The organism is uncultured Sunxiuqinia sp., from assembly GCF_963974515.1.
GTDB lineage: Bacteria > Bacteroidota > Bacteroidia > Bacteroidales > Prolixibacteraceae > Sunxiuqinia.
This window is the reverse complement of the sequence record NZ_CAXBDD010000033.1, coordinates 18,136-37,047: the sequence shown is the minus strand read 5'-3', so window position 1 is coordinate 37,047 and position 18,912 is coordinate 18,136. Positions and strand designations below refer to the sequence as shown.

At 44.4% G+C, this 18,912-nt stretch carries 12 protein-coding genes; 3 read left to right on the top strand and 9 right to left on the bottom strand.

Annotation, left to right across the window (positions count from 1 at the left end):
- Nucleotides 1-75: 75 nt before the first annotated feature.
- Complete coding sequence (locus AAC033_RS09635) at nucleotides 76-684, bottom strand: histidine phosphatase family protein (protein ID WP_339737476.1); 609 nt, start codon at nucleotides 682-684, stop codon at nucleotides 76-78.
- A gap of 256 nt (nucleotides 685-940) precedes the next feature.
- On the opposite strand from AAC033_RS09635, the gene AAC033_RS09630 reads away from it, so the two are divergent.
- The 3 genes from AAC033_RS09630 to AAC033_RS09620 all read left to right on the top strand — a co-directional run bounded on the left by AAC033_RS09630 (nucleotide 941) and on the right by AAC033_RS09620 (nucleotide 6,579).
- Nucleotides 941-4,183, top strand: coding sequence for a S41 family peptidase (locus AAC033_RS09630; protein WP_339737474.1), 3,243 nt, complete (start codon nucleotides 941-943; stop codon nucleotides 4,181-4,183).
- 150 nt (nucleotides 4,184-4,333) lie between these two features.
- Nucleotides 4,334-4,825, top strand: a complete 492-nt coding sequence (locus AAC033_RS09625) for a leucine-rich repeat domain-containing protein (RefSeq protein ID WP_339737472.1) — start codon at nucleotides 4,334-4,336, stop codon at nucleotides 4,823-4,825.
- 1,169 nt (nucleotides 4,826-5,994) lie between these two features.
- Nucleotides 5,995-6,579, top strand: a complete 585-nt coding sequence (locus AAC033_RS09620) for a PhnA domain-containing protein (RefSeq protein ID WP_339737470.1) — start codon at nucleotides 5,995-5,997, stop codon at nucleotides 6,577-6,579.
- 32 nt (nucleotides 6,580-6,611) lie between these two features.
- Here the strand turns inward: AAC033_RS09620 and AAC033_RS09615 are convergent, their stop codons facing one another.
- From AAC033_RS09615 to AAC033_RS09580, 8 genes are all read right to left on the bottom strand, one after another.
- A complete protein-coding gene (locus tag AAC033_RS09615) occupies nucleotides 6,612-7,442 on the bottom strand; it encodes an endonuclease/exonuclease/phosphatase family protein (protein ID WP_339737468.1) in 831 nt (276 codons plus the stop codon).
- A gap of 174 nt (nucleotides 7,443-7,616) precedes the next feature.
- The gene (locus AAC033_RS09610) at nucleotides 7,617-9,404 is read right to left on the bottom strand and encodes a TIM-barrel domain-containing protein (protein WP_339737466.1); all 1,788 of its coding nucleotides are present in this window, start codon (nucleotides 9,402-9,404) and stop codon (nucleotides 7,617-7,619) included.
- A 12-nt stretch (nucleotides 9,405-9,416) separates the two neighbouring features.
- Entirely contained in the window at nucleotides 9,417-11,024 is a 1,608-nt protein-coding gene (locus AAC033_RS09605; RefSeq protein WP_339737464.1) for a GDSL-type esterase/lipase family protein, read from the bottom strand.
- 41 nt (nucleotides 11,025-11,065) lie between these two features.
- Nucleotides 11,066-11,890, bottom strand: a complete 825-nt coding sequence (locus AAC033_RS09600; RefSeq protein ID WP_339737462.1) for a glycoside hydrolase family 16 protein — start codon at nucleotides 11,888-11,890, stop codon at nucleotides 11,066-11,068.
- Between the two features lie 83 nt (nucleotides 11,891-11,973).
- Entirely contained in the window at nucleotides 11,974-13,500 is a 1,527-nt protein-coding gene (locus AAC033_RS09595) for a SusD/RagB family nutrient-binding outer membrane lipoprotein (protein WP_339737460.1), read from the bottom strand.
- Nucleotides 13,501-13,512: 12 nt separating this feature from the next.
- Nucleotides 13,513-16,956, bottom strand: a complete 3,444-nt coding sequence (locus tag AAC033_RS09590; protein WP_339737458.1) for a SusC/RagA family TonB-linked outer membrane protein — start codon at nucleotides 16,954-16,956, stop codon at nucleotides 13,513-13,515.
- 146 nt (nucleotides 16,957-17,102) lie between these two features.
- Nucleotides 17,103-18,137, bottom strand: a complete 1,035-nt coding sequence (locus AAC033_RS09585; RefSeq protein ID WP_339737456.1) for a FecR domain-containing protein — start codon at nucleotides 18,135-18,137, stop codon at nucleotides 17,103-17,105.
- A gap of 73 nt (nucleotides 18,138-18,210) precedes the next feature.
- A complete protein-coding gene (locus AAC033_RS09580; protein ID WP_339737454.1) occupies nucleotides 18,211-18,789 on the bottom strand; it encodes an RNA polymerase sigma-70 factor in 579 nt (192 codons plus the stop codon).
- Nucleotides 18,790-18,912: the final 123 nt, after the last annotated feature.

The window sequence follows — 18,912 nt, the reverse complement described above, 5'->3', positions numbered from 1 at the left end:
AATGACAATCAAATGACCACCTAATGACACCAGAGTGCACTTTCAACTTTCGACCAAAAATGGATGTAACTTAACTCACGAAAACAATTGCGCGGTTCCCGGCGTTTCCAAGTCCAAGTGATCTGTATTGTTTATTTCCACCAGTTTGTGCTTCCCATCCCTATGCAGCTCAACCCGACTCACCGAAGTATTTTTGCTCACATCCCACGAAAAGTAGTAGCTGGCCGGCTGGTTAGCAATTACCGTACGAAAAGCCCGAATTAATCCTCCATGCGTAACAGCGACTACACATTGTCCATCGTGGTTTGCCAATAGTTTCTCAATAAATTTGGACGCCCGGTCCATCATATCTTCATTCGTTTCTGAACCTTGGGGCAAGTACTCCCACTTCCAATTTTCGGGAAATGGTTTGCCTTCCCATAAAGGCAACGAACGCTCACGTAAAAGAGGATCGGTTTGCAGGTTAAGCGTCGGATGAAACTTCAATACTTCATTGGCTGTATCCATAGCCCGCCGCAAATCGCTCGAAAAAACCACATCAATCAACTCATCTTTCAAACTTGAAGCTAAATTCCGGGCCTGCTGAATTCCCAATTCAGACAAACACCCGTGTTGTTGCCCCTGACAAATATTGCCGGCATTTTCAGTGGTTTCGCCGTGGCGGATAATAATCAGTTCAATCATAGTCAATATTGGCTTTTCAATTTCAGACTCATCGAATTCCTCAAATTCGCTATACAAATAAGGACAAACAGTTTCAGAATCTGTTCATAAATCAATCCGCGGTAGCCTCATTTTATGCAGAAATAACCTTTCAGCCAGCCAATTGTTATCAAAACAAAATTGTTTCGTTTTCACACTGTAATTGAACTGACCAAATGATACCAATATATTGTCGATTTTACTTACTCCTTATTGATATAAATTAAATTGAATCCGTATGTTTAAAACTTATCTTTCACTCGTTTTTATATTCCTGTTTGGAATCAATTTCGTTTCGGCAGAAAACGATGAAGCGCGACTGCTTCGTTTTCCTGCCATTTCAGGGAATCAGCTTGTGTTTACCTATGCTGGTGATTTGTATTCCGTTGATTCGGACGGCGGCACGGCGCGGAAACTAACCAATGATGTTGGCTTCGAACTGTTTGCCCGTTTTTCTCCGGATGGAAGCCAGTTGGCCTTTACCGGCCAATACGATGGCAACACCGAAGTGTTTGTCATGCCAGCCAGCGGCGGAACTCCCAAGCGCCTGACTCACACAGCCACCCTGGGCCGTGACAAAGTTTCGGATCGCATGGGGCCTAACAACATTGTGATGAGCTGGACGCCGGATGGCAAAAACATTGTGTACCGTTCGCGCAAGCAAAGCTTCAATTCGTTTAAAGGACAACTGTTCCTGGTTCCGGCCGAAGGCGGTCTGTCAACAGAACTTCCCTTGGTCGAAGGTGGTTTTATGAGCTACTCACCTGATGGTAAGCAACTGGCATTCAACCGTGTTTTTCGCGAGTTCCGCACCTGGAAATATTACGAGGGCGGAATGGCTGACGATATCTGGCTGTTCGACTTCAATTCAAAAGAAGTAAAAAATCTGACCGATAATAAGGCGCAGGATATTATTCCGATGTGGGCAGGTGACGAGATCTTCTTTCTTTCGGACCGCGATCGCACCATGAATATTTTTGTGTACAACACCCAAACCGAAGCGGTTGAGAAAGTGACAGATTTTACCGAGTACGATGTCAAATTCCCTTCGATTGGCGGCGATTACATTGTGTTTGAAAACGGCGGCTACCTCTACAAAATGAATGTGAATGACAAGCAAGCCATAAAAATTCCGATTCAAATTAACAACGATTTTATCTATGCACGCAACGAGTGGACAGATGCCTCGAAACGAATTACCGATGGCGATGTTTCTCCCAATGGCGAACGTGTTGTGTTCTCCGCCCGTGGCGATGTATTCAATGTTCCGGCAAAAAAAGGAATCACCAACAACCTGAGCAAAACGCCTGGAGCGCATGAGCGCAGTGCAGTTTGGTCGCCCGATGGCAAATACATTGCCTACCTGAGTGACCAGTCTGGCGAGTTTGAAGTTTACATCCAGGATCAGCAGGGCAATGGCGCCCCCATTCAGTTGACCAAAGATGCCGACACCTACAAGTTCAGCCTCGAATGGTCACCTGACAGCAAGAAAATTATGTGGTCCGACCGAAAGCACCGCCTTCGCTATGTCGAACTCGATTCGAAAAAAATAATCACTGTTCAAACTTCCGAATACGGCTTAATCAGAGCCTACAATTGGTCGCCCGACAGCAAATGGATTACTTTTGCCGAGTCTTCGGATAACCGTTTCACCAAAATCATGCTTTACTCGGCAGACAGCAAAGACCTCCACGAAGTAACCGACAACTGGTACGACTCCGGTTCTCCGTCGTTCTCAAGCGATGGCAAGTACATCGTGTTTGTTTCGGCACGCGATTTCAACCCAACCTACAGCCAAACCGAATGGAATCATGCCTACACCAAGATGTCGCGCATTTACCTGGCCATTTTGTCGGATGAAACCAAATCGCCGTTTGCCCCTGAAAACGACACCATCAAGGTAGAAACAGAATCAAAGGAAAAAGAAAACAAGAAGGAGGAAAAAACGAATGACAAAACCGTAAAAATTGATTTAGAAGGGCTTTCCAACCGGATTGTATCGCTTCCAATTTCTGCATCCGATTATTACAATGTCGCCTGTGTAGGCGACAGGATTTATTACATCGATCATAGCGACGACCGCAATGCCAAACTTTATGATTTGGATAAGAAGGAAGAAACGGTCTTGGGAAAATTCAACTTTGGGATCTCGGCAAACCACAATAAAATGCTGGTTGTGCAAGATAGTAAATGGGCGGTTATCGACTTACCAACATCCAAAGTTACACTGGAAGAAACCATTGACCTGTCGAACATGAAGGTGTGGGTAGATTACCAAGCCGAATGGAAGCAGATTTACGACGAAAGCTGGCGCCAAATGCGCGACTTTTTCTACGTTGAAAACATGCACGGACTGGACTGGAAAGCCACGCACAAAAAATACGCGGTACTAGTTCCGCATGCCCGGCACCGCGACGACCTGACCTACATTATTGGCGAATTGATTGGCGAACTGAATGTGGGCCATGCCTATGTGCAAAGTGGCGACCGGCCCGAACCCAAACGGATTCAAACCGGATTGCTGGGCGCCAGAATCAGTGCCGACCCGTCGGGCTATTTTAAAATTGATGAGATTCTGAATGGTGCCAACTGGAATAAAGGCTTGCGTTCGCCGCTGAAAGAAGTAGGCATCAACGCCAAAGCAGGCGAATTCATTATCGCCATAGACGGGGTCAGCACACAATCAACTCAGGATCTGTTTTCCTTACTTGTTGGAAAAGCCAATAAGGAAGTTGAACTGACAATCAACAGCATAGCTTCGAAAGCAGGAGCCCGCCAAGTGCTGGTCACGCCAATTGCTGACGAGTCGAATCTGTATTACTACAACTGGGTTCACACCAACATTAAGAAAGTGAATGAAGCAACCAACGGAGAAGTGGGATACATTCATGTGCCCGACATGGGCATGAACGGCTTGAATCAATTTACCGAATTATTCTATCCGCAGCTCAATAAAAAAGGCCTGATCATTGACGACCGCGGCAATGGTGGCGGCAATGTTTCGCCCATGCTGATTGAGCGTTTGCAGCGTGTGGCCCAGCGCGCCAACATTCGGCGTAACGCCACCCACCCAACCCCGGTTCCCGGTCAAATGATGCTTGGCCCCAAAGTGTTGCTGATTGACCGCTATTCGGCTTCGGATGGCGACTTGTTTCCCTACGCCTTTAAACACTACAATCTGGGAACCGTCATTGGAACCCGCAGTTGGGGTGGCGTTGTCGGCATCAGCGGCTCACTTCCATTTATTGACGGCGCTGAACTGAATAAACCCGAGTTTGCTTCTTATTCATCCGAAAAAAGCGAGTGGATTATTGAGGGATACGGCGTCGATCCGGACATTGTGCTGGACAATGACCCACACCAGGAATACCTGGGTAAGGATGCCCAATTGGAGAAAGCCATTGAGGTGATCAAAGAAAAGGTAAAAACAGAATACAAACCGCTGCCGCCTGTGCCGGAAGCACCAGACAAAACAAAATAAACGATTCGTAAAAAAAAAAGGAGGTCAGCTGGCCTCCTTTTTTATTTCCGGCCCCACCCTTCCACGCAACCAAAATAAACCATTAGGTCAACCTTTAGAAACGAAATGACAGATTAATACGTTATTCATACAGAACAATGATTTAGAAATATGAAACGAATACGATTATTACCCATAGCGCTGCTCCTGATGAGCTTATCGGTGTTTTCGCAGGAAAGCAATCCGGTAGAACTCTTTGAAGGACGCGGAATCAGCAGCACACCCCACCGGATCATGGATTTGAGTTACCAAAACTTGCAGGAAGTGCCGATAAGCGCCAACCTGCCGGGCATTGAAGTGTTGATCCTTGACAACAACCAGCTCTCCGAGCTGCCAAACTGGATTAACAACCTGAGCAACCTCCGGATTTTATCTGTCCGAAACAACAAGCTGCAAGAAGTAAGCTCGCTACTCTCCCACTGCACAAAACTGGAACAGCTGCATTTGAATGGCAATGCCGCCTTAACCGATTTGCCCAACCTAAGCAGTTGCCGGAATCTAATGCTGGTGGATGTAGTTGGCACCCGCATCCGGGAAATTCCCGCACATATCCGCGCGATGGACAACCTGTACTATTTCAAATACAATCCTGAAAAGAAGTAGATTGGATAGCGAACGGAGTATGGAATAGTGGGGGTTTCGCTTCAAGTGAATCCTTCAATCGCAGCTACAGGCCTTATGAAAAATCCGGTGCGGCTTCCTACTTGGAAATATCCTGATAAGCGGGAGATTTTAAGAATCAATTTCTATTCATTACTATGAACCCTATCCCTGAAACAAAAAATATAATACTCAGATATCTCAAGACTTGAATTGACTGGTGATACCTCATGTAATCCTTTTTATTCTCTATCGTGATATGGCTGTAATGCACCCCTAAAAAGAGGGAGCTACAACCAGTTAGGAAACCTAATACTATGAGTATGATAGATTAGTAGTGTGATAAATTAATTGCAACATTTGTAATGTATCATTCGGAGATAGTCTGAATTTGGAGTATACCTATTCAAAAAATTTGCAAATTCTCCTTCCTGCTCGCCTGACCCGTTGTTTGAGCGAAGCGGTACCTGCTTATTCCGATGAACGTCGGAAAGGACTTAGCTGTCCTGAGTTTCCAACTCAGTGCTCATTGATCCGCTTGAATACTTACTATTTCTCCCCATGCCAAGGGCTTTATTTTTTTTCAGTCACCGAGATAACGGTTCTTGCTGGTAAATCGTTCATTTGTTTTCTGATTGATGTCATTTGTTCGGTTGGGGCGCCTTTCAATAGGTTTTGGGCTAAAGCCCGGTCGTTGCAGGTTGTCTCGTCACCCCCGATTCATCCGGGGGTGACAGATGCTATCGCCGACTACGAGTGATGCACCTGTCAGTAACCCGGCCCCTATGGGTTGGGCCGTTGCGGCGACTCAAGCTGGGCTTTAGCCCAAACCTCAACTGCCTCTTCGTTCAAGGAAGCGGTTAGGAGAAGGAAGAAAACCCGGCAGCAGCTCGCCAAGTCTAGTGCATTTTCCGAAGAGCAGGTGTATTGTCATTACAAAAACTCATCCATGAGAAGCATGGAACACTTGCCGAAAAGCGTGGACTTGTCCATGACAAGGATGGACTGTTCCACGATAAGCATGGAGCGTTCTAACAATGGGACAACTTTCTGTTCCCAGCCTGCCCCTTCTGGAATAATGAAGAAGGATTGCCTCATTTCAATTATTATGGCCTATCTTTGAGCCCTTCAAAAAAAACAAAATAGCAGAACCATTCGATACAATCGTTAACATGAGCCTGGAGAAAAAACTATACGAGCGAAGCGGATCAGCATGCGAGTTATGCCGATCAACCAACGAATTAAGTGTTTACGAGGTTCCGCCAAAAACCAATGCTGGCGTAGATAAAAGCGTCCTTTTGTGTGATCGCTGCCTGGAGCAGATCGAAAATCCGGAGCAAGTGGATATTAACCACTGGCATTGCTTAAATGACAGTATGTGGAGCCAGGAGCCCGCTGTCCAGGTGATGGCGTGGCGCATGCTCAACCGCTTGAAAGCTGAAGTATGGGTGCAAAACCTGCTGGATATGCTTTACCTGGAAGACGACGTATTGATTTGGGCCAAAGCAAGCGGCGAAGGAAACAGCAACCAAGACCAAGCAGCGAAACACATGGACTGTAACGGCGTAACGCTTCAGGCTGGTGATACTGTGGTGCTGACCAAAGACCTGAATGTGAGAGGAACCAGCTTCACCGCCAAACGCGGAACTGCGGTTCGGGGAATCTCAATTGCGCACGACAATCCAGAGCAAATTGAAGGACGTGTCAACGGGCAACAAATTGTGATTCTGACCAAGTTTGTTAAAAAGACCAGCTAAAGGCAATTGTCCAACGGCGGCTTTTATACCAATCAGAATTTGATTTCAGCAAATACCGGGAAATGATCCGAAGGATATTTCCAGTCGTCGGAGTCCGTCAGAACCGCATATTTCAAAACCGCACAGCGAACCGGTCGCTTCACAAACACATAGTCAATTTTGTTGGCAATTGGCTTGCCAAAGTTAAAGCCATTGAACGTTCCGTGCGGCCCAAATGGCGGAACAACAGAAAGCTCTTCCGCTGACGTAAAATACTGATTGGCAAAACCAATCACTTCGCTTTCGGGTAATGCGTTGAAATCGCCCATCAACACTACGGGTTCACTGGAAACACCAATTTCGTCCATTTTCCGAACAATGAGCTTAACCCCTTCCATCCGGGCCTGTAGCCCACTATTATCAAGGTGGGTATTGAAAATCCAAAAGCGCTTTTTGGTCTTCTTATCTTGAAAACGGGCATAGGTACAGACGCGCAAATAAGCAGCGTCCCAGCCCATGGATACCTCACCGGGAGTTTCCGACAACCAAAACGTATTTTCTTCCAACAGTTTAAAGCGATCTTTTCTGTAGAAAATCACCGTATGCTCGCCCGCTGTTCCTTCACGGCCTACACCCACATAGTGATAATCCGTTAATTGTTCATCGATATACGCGACCTGTCCCGGCAGAGCTTCCTGCGTTCCTATGATATCGGGTCCATAAAATTTCAACTGCGCAACCAAAAAGTCCTTCCGGTTTGGCCAGGAATTTTCGCCATCCGACGCAATATCGAGCCGAATGTTATAACTTAAAAACTTAACCGATTGCGCGCTGATTTGCTGAAACGCACCTGCCAAAATGATAAAAACAAAAAACACTCTCATATCAAACAACTTATGATTAAAAACGTTCAGAGACAAGATATCCAAAAATCATTGCATGATTATTGACAAGAAAATTTCATTAATCTCAGTTTTCGATATCAAATCCACAGCACTTACTTTGAGAAAGACAGTCCTCTGAATTCTTCTCACCAAAGTATGGTAACTTTCATGATTTCACCTCAAATAGCTAATCGAGATTAGCTGCAGCTCTGATTTTAAAGCGGGAAAAGAATTCGATGCATATGTTCTTCCCTTTTTATTGAATTTCAGCACAGTTTCTCCTAAGCTAATGGAATCAACTTCCCTGTCTGTATGCAAGACAATCTCCCACTCGCGCGAGGGCTCCATGCCCTCGTATTGTCCCAGAACCGGTTCAATAGTCAATTTACTTCCGTTCGTTCCGGTTTCAAAACGGATGTCTGTTTTGGCATAGGCACCCTTCAAATAATCGTTGCTTTTACCGTCATCTTCTATCAATGTAAATTGGCCATCTGCCCCGTCATATAGATGCAGTTCCAGTTGTTGGTTGCTTCCCATTTCGACAGAACGTGCATATTTCCGTTTTGGGATTATGGCCCCTTCCCTTATGAACAAAGGGATTTGATACAAGGGGGCAGCCACTTCGATGTGTTTTCCGCCATTAAGTTTATTGCCATTCCAATAGTTGATCCAGTTAGAATCTTCTGGCAAAAGAATGTTTCGTGTAGTAGCTCCTTGCTCATATACCGGGGCAACAAAAATTTCATGGCCAAAAAGGTATTCATAAAGGCGTACGGGACGAATTATATTTTCACCTTTTAAACGCGCGAGATGGGCATAAGAATAAATGTAAGGAAACAATTCCATTTTTAGCCGGGCATATTGCCTAAACAGAGCATCGGCTCGTTCCGAGACTTTGAAGGCAATGTTTCCGGTCGCGTTTTCGGGTTGCGAAAAAGGCGTAGTGAGCGGTACAAAAACGGCAAACTCCAGCCAGCGGATGTAAAGCTCCTCATCAACAATACCATCAGTTCCAATGGAAAAGCCGCCCATGTCGTTAGCTAAAAAAGGAATTTCATGAAAATGACGACCCGTATCAGTGTACATGCCCAGGTTTTCCTTGAAAGCAACGCGTGGAAGCCAAGGAGAAAACTCATACGTTGGATTTTCCACATTCCAATCCGATCGGGTGTCATCGGTCCATTTTCCAGGATAGCGCTTGTATTCTTCGGTATCCACACCATGACTGTGCGAAAGAATAAATCCGCGCCCCCGGGTTTCTTTGCCCAATTGCTGCGCCAGCTCAAACATTGCCTTACAAACCGGAATGGCATCGGTTTTATCAAGCTTGATAAAATCAACGCCTTTATCGAAAAAATGACGCACTTTTTCCTCAAAATAAGCCGCAGCCTCCGGGTTTTCAAAATCAATATCGCCACACCAAGTGCCTTTCACCTCTTCGCTGTTGTCGCCAATAATTGTTGTTCGCGCACCATTATGCCAACCATCTGTCCGAATTCTTTCGTCAGCGAAGAAGCCGCTCGATTTGAAATCATCGTATTCAGCCTCATTGCCGGTTTGCATAATGGCATCCCACATCCACATGCCCGCTTTAATGTTTCTTTCTTCCATGAATGTCCACATTGCCTCCATATCTGGATACGAAACGGTATCGGCAACAAAATCCATGTACTTTTTAGGTCCTTGCCCTTCGTTTTCCCAATCCCAAATCCAGGAATCAATCCAGAATGCGTCAATCGGATAATCGTGCTCAATAATCTGGTTTATCAACTCTTCGGTTTGCTGCTGATTGGTGTAAGAGCCGTATAGAATACCAAATGCCCACGACGGAGGCAAAACCACATTTGTATCCGCAGTTTCGGGCAGTGTATGGATATGGGCCGATTTTTCTTGTGCTGTGTTGCAGGATGAAACTAAAATGCCTACACAAAAAAGTATGATAATTGTATTTGATAAATTCATTCGAAAAAAAAATTAACGTTCCATAAAAAAGTTGACAATCATACCAGCCGTTTCAAACTGTGCCCGGGTAGTCAAATGAACACCATCGGTAGTGATCTCAGAAGTTGATTCGCTCAGCGGAGAATAACTGTCGATAAACGAAGCACCTTGTTTTTGGGCAACCCGACTGAACGGTTTATTATTTCGGATGATCCGGCTGTTTCCCCCACCATATTTTTCTGTATTTGCTATCTTTTCATTCATCGGAGGAGGTGTCAGAATGACAAGATGCGGAATAACTTTATTTTTCTTTTTGAGATATTGAATGGTCATGGTCAAAAGGGAATCCAGGTTTTTTGAAACTTCATTTATTTTAGAATCAAATACCTGTTTTGCATCGTTTGTACCCAGCCCGAAAATAATGTAATCGAGCTGCTGTCCTGCCTCAAGGATGCAAAAAGCTGAATCGAGATAATCCTCTACGTTTCGCAGCGTGTTCAGTTTGGGATTGTCTAAATTATCAAATCCAATGGTATTTCCAGAAATGGATTTATTGACAATAGTCGAAAACGGAAGCAATTTCCCGAGTTGCGCCGGCCAGCCATTTTCAGCTGCACCGTTCGAATCGCCAATGGTGAGAATATTCAGTGGCTGCATATGGTTTTCTTCGCCAACCTGAAGCAGCGCCAGTGCCTGAGGAACCAGCATCTCGTGACCACCTTCAAAGACTGTGAGACTCAGATTTGGCAGCCATCGCTGAAGATGAATTTTCCTGCCACCCAAAATGCCCTCTATTCCCCCCGGATTCATTCTTTTCTCCAATAAAACAAGTTTCAGACTGTCAGAAACCGATTCACCCTTTTTATCGGGATATATTTCGGGCAGTAGTTTATTGAACATGTTGATGGATTGCGTGATTGGAACCGACCCCGCGCATCCGTCGTGAATTCCGGTGTAGATACGAAGTGTTGCATTTTTTCTGAGTTCAGGCTGAAAATCCATGAAGATGGGCGATCGTTTACGGGCTTCAGCAGCATCAAAACCAGCGCTGCCAGTAGTGACGCCTTCCAAGTCACGGGCATACCGCAACTGCCGGCCCACACTTTCGTAGTACCAGTCGTTGAGATTTGAAATGCCCGCCCAAGCACTAAAACTTTTTACCGGAAAGCGAATTTTCATAAATGCAAGCATCGTTGCATATCCGCCACCAGAAACGCCGATAATATGCACCTCGGAAGTGTCAACATTGCCCTGTTGTATGGCAAAACCAATGGCATCTTCAATATCAGCCAACACAAGTTCACCCCCACAGGCTTCAGGGTTGTTGTTTGGCCCCCGAAAATCTGGGTGAATGTAATTCCAGTTGTGCAGCTCCACTTCGCCAGCCAGTGGATCTTCCTGTAAATAATCGCCGCTCCAGGTATGCAGCGAAACAATCAGTGGCTGCTGTTTTTCCAGTGTGGTTTTGTAGAAAACAGCCTGCTGCATTTTGCCGTCGGCTTTCGATTCTATTTCAACGTGAGTAAAACCATCTGGCCAATTCTTATTGATGGTATTGTCCCACGCGGTTTTTGAACTTTGTCCGAAGCATGCCAAAATTTGCAGGTTTAACACCAGCAAAACAGCCATCCAACTCTTCATATATGCGTATTTTTGTCTGAAAATTAATTCGATGTAATTTCTTACTGTTTGTAAACCCTGACGTAGTCTACCTCAAAAATATGTGGGAACAAACTGTCGTCAATCCCCTTTTGGCCACCAAGTCCGCCTCCGATCGCCAGGTTCAGTATGAGGTGGAACGGCTGGTCGAAAGGCCAGGCTTCAAAACCTTCACCGTTGTTTTTGAACGTAAAATAATGTTCGCCATCTACATAGCTACGGATTTCATTTTCATCCCACTCAGTAGTGTAAACATGAAATTCGGTGGTTGCCGTTGGCAGGCCAATCTTTTTACCAACCTGTGTGCCTATCATGTGGTTGAAGCTGCTGGTATGGACAGTCGAAAAAACAGTATCGGGGCTGAAGCCAACATGTTCCATGATATCGATTTCACCACTTTTGGGCCAGCCACCATAGGTGTTCTCAGTCGGAAGCATCCAGATCGCAGGCCAGGTACCATTTCCCGCAGGCAACTTTGCCCTGACTTCAACTTTGCAGTACAACCAATCGCCTTTCCCTTTGGTGGTCAACCGGGCCGAACTGTAATCTTTGCCGAAGGTAGGCTCTTTTTTTGCGGTAATGAAAAGGATGCCGTTTTCAATCCTTGAATTTTCAGGATTGGCAACTGTATACCATTGCTTTTCATTGTTCCCCCAACCATATTCATTTCCACGGGTATCATAATTCCAGCGGGTTGAATCGGGCAAACCGTCAGTATCAAATTCATCAGACCAAACGAGGTGCCAGGTTTCAGCACTGCCCGTTTCACTTGATGCGTTTGGGTTCTTGTTACCAGCGCAATTACTAAAAAATACTCCGATCAGTAAAACTAAAACTATTTTTATCATTTCTTCTGGGTTTATTTAAAACAAGGAATGGGCCTGACACCCATCCCTTTTATTTTCAGCTGTTTAAATTCGGCCTCTGTTATTTATTGTAACCACCATGGAGTTTGGTTAATGCCATCAAATCCGTTGTATTGTTCATCAATTGCTTGCTGATAATTTATCGGATTTTTCGTCTGTTCATCCGTTGGGTACATCCAACGTTTTGGATATTTTGTTGGGTCTTCGGGGTTCAAACTAGTTGTCGGGTCTAACGGATACACAGGGTAACCGGTACGCAGAAATAGTTGATAATTTCCTCCATTGCCCTGGAAAAAGTCAATCAGCCATCTTTGTGTCCAAATCTGCTGTAAACGGTCAGTTTTGCTCCCTCCGGTTGCATAGGCAGCATTGCCTGTAAAATAACCATCAATATAAGCCTGATCGATTGCCATCCCGTGAACAAAGTCAGCAGTATGCGGCATGTTCATATAATATTGCAACTGAGCTTTAACTCCATTTTCGTAATAAATTTGGGCATTCCCCGAAACCCAGCCTTCTTCAATGGCTTCGGCAATGATAAAGCACTGTTCAGCATAAGAAAAATATAGCATCGGATCTCCATCTCGAAATTCGACATAGCGTTTGTTCAGCTTTGAATATTTTCCGGCTGCATTGTTGAGTGCCAATTGTTCTGCTGCCAATTCAGTTGGGGCCCCAACATACGCACTGTAATCGGAGGCGGCTTTTCCTGCTGTAATTTCGGCAGCCGCTGGCTCGGCAAAGTAGAATAAACGGCGGTCGTTGAAATTTTTGAGAGAGTTCACAGTCAACTCCGAAACCCCGGTATAATTTCTCCGTTCTTCGCCATTCCACATGGGGTAGGTAGCATTCGGATTTTCAGAAAATTGCAGCATAAAGCTGTCGTCGTTGCTACTCATCAGGTTGCCCGAACTTATGATAGCTGCAAAACGCGCTTTCTGATCGGCTGTAGCTTTTTTGCTGATGGTTTGAATAACCTTTAGCTGCATGGCATTACACAGTTTCTGCCATTTAGCAACTTTCCCACCATACATGATATCACCGTCGAAGTTGACCGCTTGGGCAAAAAGAGATTCTGCTTCCTGCAGGTCTGCAAGAATATATGCAAAAACATCAGCCTGCTTATCATACTTGGGACGGGTGATTCCTTCAGTTGCCATTCCTGCTTCGGAATACGGGATATCTCCCATATCTAAAGTCATGTTGTACCCATACCAGGCTTTCAGGAACTTTGCCAACCCCTCGTAAGCTGTTTCATACTGCGAACCTGCGGCAAACTGAACCATAAAATTGAGGTCGGTTAAGCGGGTGAAGGCCCCAAAACTTCCGTAGGGGTAATATGAATAGAAGTATTGACCGGGGTTCGGGTTTGTTTCCATCATGGTGATGTGCTTGTTAAACAGGTTTCCAGAGGTGAAATCCGATGGGTTTGGATTCCAGAACCGGTAGGAGTCTTTCAAGGTTTGCGTGGCAAGCATTGCCGGCGTAACCGCATTTGTCTTATTCGGGTCGGTATTTATTTCCTCAAAATTATCGCACGAAACGGCGGTGATCAGGAAAACGATTGTAAAAAAATATACTAGCTTTTTCATAGTTATGCTCTATTAAAATGAAACTTTAATGTTGGCACCGAGGTATCGCACGGATGGGTCTGCAAAGTCTTCAACCCCACCATCAGGATCAGAGTACTTCCAGTCTTTCGACCAAAACAGGACATTTTGCCCAACAAAACTGACCGATGCCCCTTTTATAAAACCGCGGCCCAGATTCGCCAGTAAACCATTTGGAATGGCGTAAGTAAGCGACAGTTCGCGCAACTTCACAAAGGTCCTTGAGTAGGTGTCGTTAGGGTTGGCGCTGCCTCCCCAAGCACTCGTGTTGTGCAGGTCTGTCACTGCCTGTTTGTAAGTTGTGGCAACATCATTTTCCTCAAACACACGGGTGTCACTGGTAATGTTTCCATTAGTATCGTAGGTGACTGATCCCGAGACAACTTTAACCCCGTCTCCAATGTAATTTTGTGATCCTGGATTCTGCACATCCAACTCACGTTCTTTGGTGACCGATTCCGGGTGAACACCGGCTTGCCACATGTAACTTTCGGTTCTGGTACTGAGTAATCCACCAACGACTCCGTCGAACGACATGAATAAGCTAAAGTTTTTGTAGTTCAGTGTAGTGTTTACGCCCCAAATCCAATCCGGATTGCTGTATCCATATAGAGCATTATAATTACTTTTCTGAATTCTTCCGTTACTATAAATGAATTCGCCAGCAAATTCTCCATCCGGAACCCGCAAATAGTCTTTTGTAACAAAAGCATCGGTACGCTCACCAACTTCGACCCATGGCTGTCCAAAATTGGAGGTGTAAGTTGAATCAAGTTTGGTGTAAACCTGTTTATAGGTTGACCAGTTGATACCTAAATCCCACTGCAAGTCTCTTGTTTTAACCGGAGTGGCCGTTACAGCGACCTCCCATCCACGCGTCGTACGTTCTTCATCAATATTCCTGTAAATGCCTGTGTAACCTGAAGCTGATGTCAACGGTCCCTTTAAAAGAATGTCAAAAATATGTTTGTTGTAGTATGTAACATCAAGCGTGAGCCTTTTTTTGAAGGTTATCGCCTGAACACCAAATTCAGTGGTTGCGTAGCTGTTCGGGCTGTATGTATTCAAATACAGTGATTCAGGCGCGGAGGCACCGTTAATATCGTTCCAAGTTCCCGGAGCAACAGTAAAAACACTGTTGATAGCATAAGGGCTTGGAGCCGCTTTCGCTTGCGTCCAAGAAGATCTTAACTTCAACAGGTCGAGCCAGTCCATTGTTGATTCGGGCAGTAACTCTGATATAACAAAACTACCGGAAACAGATGGATAAATGTATGATCTGTCATCTTCTGGCACCTGAGGGTTTGCCAGCATGGACACCCAATCTTTACGTGCAGTGAGATCAACAAAGATGAACTTATCCCAAGATAAAGCCAACCGGCTAAATACTGAGTTTACCTGCCGCTCAATGGTGGTTTCGGCAACCGCTGCCGGATTGACTGATGCATTCAGAGAGAAGTAACCCGGAATGGAAAGCCCACCTACGGTTTTAGCGTTAATGTTATCCTGCCTGTCATAGAAAATGGTTCCCCCAGCAAGGTATTCCAAATCCAATTTATCTGTAACGGTGTAGTTGCCGGTTAAAAGTGCATCGCTATTGATACTCAAACCTTGCGTTCTACCGGTCATGTAGGATCCTTTGATACTTTCGCCCCAAGGATAAGGAATTCCAGGAATACTTGTATTACCTGCTGAAGTGTAAGATCCTTGTGAAATGCGGAGCTGCCCGCGGTCGATAAAAAAATCGAGCCCTGAGCGGATCGTGGCCTTTAACCAAGGAGCTATTTCATAACTTGTAGTCAAATCAGCATTGAAAATATCGCGCGATTGTTCGTTCAACCTTTCATACCGGTCAAAATAAGGGTTATTCTGGTTTTTTCCGCTATATTTTTGCGTTTCGTAGTTGTATCCAAATTGGTTGTTTTGCAACTGCCCGGGTTTTATCCAGTAATCTTTGTAATCCAAAACATTAAAGTCAGCAGAAGACCAGATCAACAAGGTGTACATGGGGTCGTATGAAGTATAGCCGTTGGAACCCATGTTGGGCGAGTAACGCTTGGTATATGACATGTTTGAAGCTAGCTTGAATTTTTCAAGGTCGATATCACCACCCAGCGTGTAGGTATACTTATCGAGCATCGAGTTCGGATAGCGGCCTTTGTTCTGTGTCCAGTTCAACGATGTTCTAACTGCGACTTGGTTTGTTTTAAATGCCACCGCTACGTTGTTATTGGTAATATAACCAGGTTCAAGAAAATTCTTGAAGTTGTCTTTTCCAACTGGCAGGTAGGCATAATCCCTAAATTCTTTGACAAACGGATCCCACTGGGTTTTGATAGACCCATCCATAAATGTACCCCACGATTGATCCGAATTCAGGTCATATATATAAGCCGTACCACGTCCATAAACGCTTTGTTTTTCTGGTATGGCCAGATACCCGGCATTGAACATGGTATTGGAAGTAACCTCTGCCGATATCCCGTTTTTGCCTGTGCTACCATTTTTAGTAGTGATCAAGATTGCACCTTTTTCACCACGAAAACCATAAAGGGCCGATGCTGTGGCCCCTTTCAAAACGGTCATCGATTCGATGTCTTCGGCAGCAATATCATTGAGTTTTTTATTGGAGTATGCTACACCATCGATTACGATTAAAGGATTAGTTTCACCACGGATGGTAAAAGTTGGCTCTACATTAAAGTCGGTCGAGTTTTGAACCAATACTCCTGCAACTTTACCGGTCAGTGAAGTTCCCACATCAACGCCTGTCACTTTTTGCAGGCTCTCGCCGTCCACAGTCTGGACAGAATAACCCAGTGCTTTCTCGGCACGTTTAATTCCCAATGCAGTTACAACAACTTCCTCCACACCAATCGTTTCAACGTCCATGGTTACATTGAGAACTGATTTCCCGGCAACCAGTATCTCCTGGGTTTTCATACCAATAAAAGAAAAAACCAAAGTAGCATCTCCCGGAACATTCGAAAGAGAATAATTCCCGTCAAAATCCGTAACAACCCCCATCGAACTTCCTTTAATGACAACTGTTACTCCTGGAATTGGCTCCCCAGCTGTATTCTTTACTTGTCCGGAAATATTTGTTGGCTGCCCAGACCGAAAATTGCTTTGAGAACCCGATTCCTGAAGCATCACCAAGCGCCCATCGATTCTGAATGATGTATTAGTGCCTTTGAAGACTTCTTTTAAAACATCGTTAATCTTCACATTTTTTACATCAATATCCACTTTCCTCTCAACATCGACTAACTTACTGCTGTATAAGAAGTAATAGTCAGAATTTTCTTCAATTTGCTGAAGAACTTGTCTCACAGTGGCATTCTCAATCTTAATGGACATGTTGGACGACTGCGAGTAAGTAGCACTTGCCAAAGTCTGGAATGTCGCCAATAGTAAAAGCACATAAGTTAATTTCATACACATAAGTGTTTTTTCCACCCATGGTATTTTGTACCACGGAATCTCTAATTTCAATTTTTTTTCCATAAATTTAAAACGTTACTTATTATTTAACTTCAATCTGAGCTAATGGTGAATGTGCAAGATTCCCGTTAGCTCTTTTTTTATTTCTTTCCGATATAAATTGTTTTTTGAGGTAAATTATCAATCATATTTTCTTCCAGTTCAATCTTCAATGGTAAAACAAACCCAATATTGTCAATAGTCTGCTCCAGCTTTTCATCCTGAAAAGTTGCTGTTAGCAGAAGGTCATTCAATTCCTGATCCCGAATGACAAAATCAACATTGTACCAGCGTCCCAGTTTTTTTACCGCTGTTACCAGCGGCTCATCTTCCAGAATGAGTTTTCCGTCTATCCAAGACGAATACAAGCTTGGTTTCACATCCCGTTTCAAGATTTGATTCTCCGCCTGGTCAAATTGCAATTGTTCGCCAGGCTTGAGCTCAATTTGCTGGTTATTTCTGGAAAGTGTTATTTTTCCCTCTTTGAGCGTTGCTTCAAAATAACGGTCAGCCGAATAAGCATTTAGATTAAACGAAGTACCGGTAACCACAGTTGTCATCATCGGGTTTTCAACCACAAATGGGTGTGAAGGATCGGATTCAACTTCGAAATAGGCTTCGCCATCTACAAAAACCCGCCGCTCATTGGCTGTAAAAATTTCCGGATATTTCAGCGTCGTGCCATCGTTAAGCCAGACTTTGGTTCCGTCAGGCAAGTCAATTTGATTGATGGTGCCTGGTTTGGTATAAAGCTGCCGTTCTGCCATGAATAACTTACCGCCACCGAGCCTCATGTTGGAATAGAACAAAGCGGCCGACGCGATAAAAAGGGGAATGATCAAGACAGCCGCAATGCGGTAAAAAATAGGAATGGATTTGCGCAGCCGATTTTGCGCAGCCGATTTTGGCTCCCCGGCAGCTTGTTTCAGGTTAATTTGACGATGCACCCGACCAAGCATCTTGTCAAAATCGGGTTCTTCTCCTTTCAGTCTCATGGCGTAGTTGGTCCATGCTTCACCCAGCCATTCTCTCCCCTGAAGCTCGTTTGCCGGATCAGCCAACCAAGTCTGAATTTTTCCTGACTCGGCATGGGTAAATTTTCCCTGTAAATATTCTTGAATCGTATTTCGCTCCATTGGGCAATTTTATGCTTGCTGAAGGTAATACGAAACCAACAACCTTGAACCCCTATTCAGTCTGAAAAAATAATTAGTGATGGAAAGAAACAAAGTAAAAAAACAAACCAAACAACTCATTTTTGCCCAACTCCTCCCTGAGCTTTTTAAGAGCAATTGTCATCTGGTTTTCAACCGTTTTAACCGAAACATTCAACGTTTGAGCAATTTCTTTGTTGGTTAATCCTTGCTCTCGACTCATCTTGAAAACTTGCTTTCGCTTATCCGGAAATTTTTCAATAATGTCATTGGTCACAGATTCGAGGTTACGGAATTCGACTTCATATTCGGTTTCGTTGGTACTTGTATTTTTTAACGAAGTGAATGATTCTAACTTGTTTTTTTCAGCTTTCATTTTCCGCAGATGCGAAATCGTTTCGTTATAAGTAACGGAAAACAAAAAGGAATGAAACGAGTAATGCTCATCAATGTGTGCCCGTTTCTCCCAAACCCGAGCAAAAACATCCTGAGTTATTTCCTCGGCCATAAAAGTATCCTTGGTAATGCTGATGACAAATGCGTAGAGCTTATTCACGTACTTCTTGAATAAAACATCAAACGCCGAATAATCACCGTTTTTCAACCCCACAACATATTGCGCTTCTTTTTTCACCGCCCTGCTAATCTTTAAGTGGTTCGCAAAAGTAAAGAATCAAAAGCAAACCTAGAGACACCTTTAGTATGATTTCCCGAAAAGTTTCAGAAAATCAACCGGCTCCGTTGAGTCCAAACTGAT

Coding starts and splice junctions, on each gene's coding strand:
- AAC033_RS09635 (WP_339737476.1), bottom strand. CDS start 684: ATGATTGAACTGATTATTATCCGCCACGGCGAAACCACTGAAAATGCC.
- AAC033_RS09630 (WP_339737474.1), top strand. CDS start 941: ATGTTTAAAACTTATCTTTCACTCGTTTTTATATTCCTGTTTGGAATC.
- AAC033_RS09625 (WP_339737472.1), top strand. CDS start 4,334: ATGAAACGAATACGATTATTACCCATAGCGCTGCTCCTGATGAGCTTA.
- AAC033_RS09620 (WP_339737470.1), top strand. CDS start 5,995: ATGAGCCTGGAGAAAAAACTATACGAGCGAAGCGGATCAGCATGCGAG.
- AAC033_RS09615 (WP_339737468.1), bottom strand. CDS start 7,442: ATGAGAGTGTTTTTTGTTTTTATCATTTTGGCAGGTGCGTTTCAGCAA.
- AAC033_RS09610 (WP_339737466.1), bottom strand. CDS start 9,404: ATGAATTTATCAAATACAATTATCATACTTTTTTGTGTAGGCATTTTA.
- AAC033_RS09605 (WP_339737464.1), bottom strand. CDS start 11,024: ATGAAGAGTTGGATGGCTGTTTTGCTGGTGTTAAACCTGCAAATTTTG.
- AAC033_RS09600 (WP_339737462.1), bottom strand. CDS start 11,890: ATGATAAAAATAGTTTTAGTTTTACTGATCGGAGTATTTTTTAGTAAT.
- AAC033_RS09595 (WP_339737460.1), bottom strand. CDS start 13,500: ATGAAAAAGCTAGTATATTTTTTTACAATCGTTTTCCTGATCACCGCC.
- AAC033_RS09590 (WP_339737458.1), bottom strand. CDS start 16,956: ATGAAATTAACTTATGTGCTTTTACTATTGGCGACATTCCAGACTTTG.
- AAC033_RS09585 (WP_339737456.1), bottom strand. CDS start 18,137: ATGGAGCGAAATACGATTCAAGAATATTTACAGGGAAAATTTACCCAT.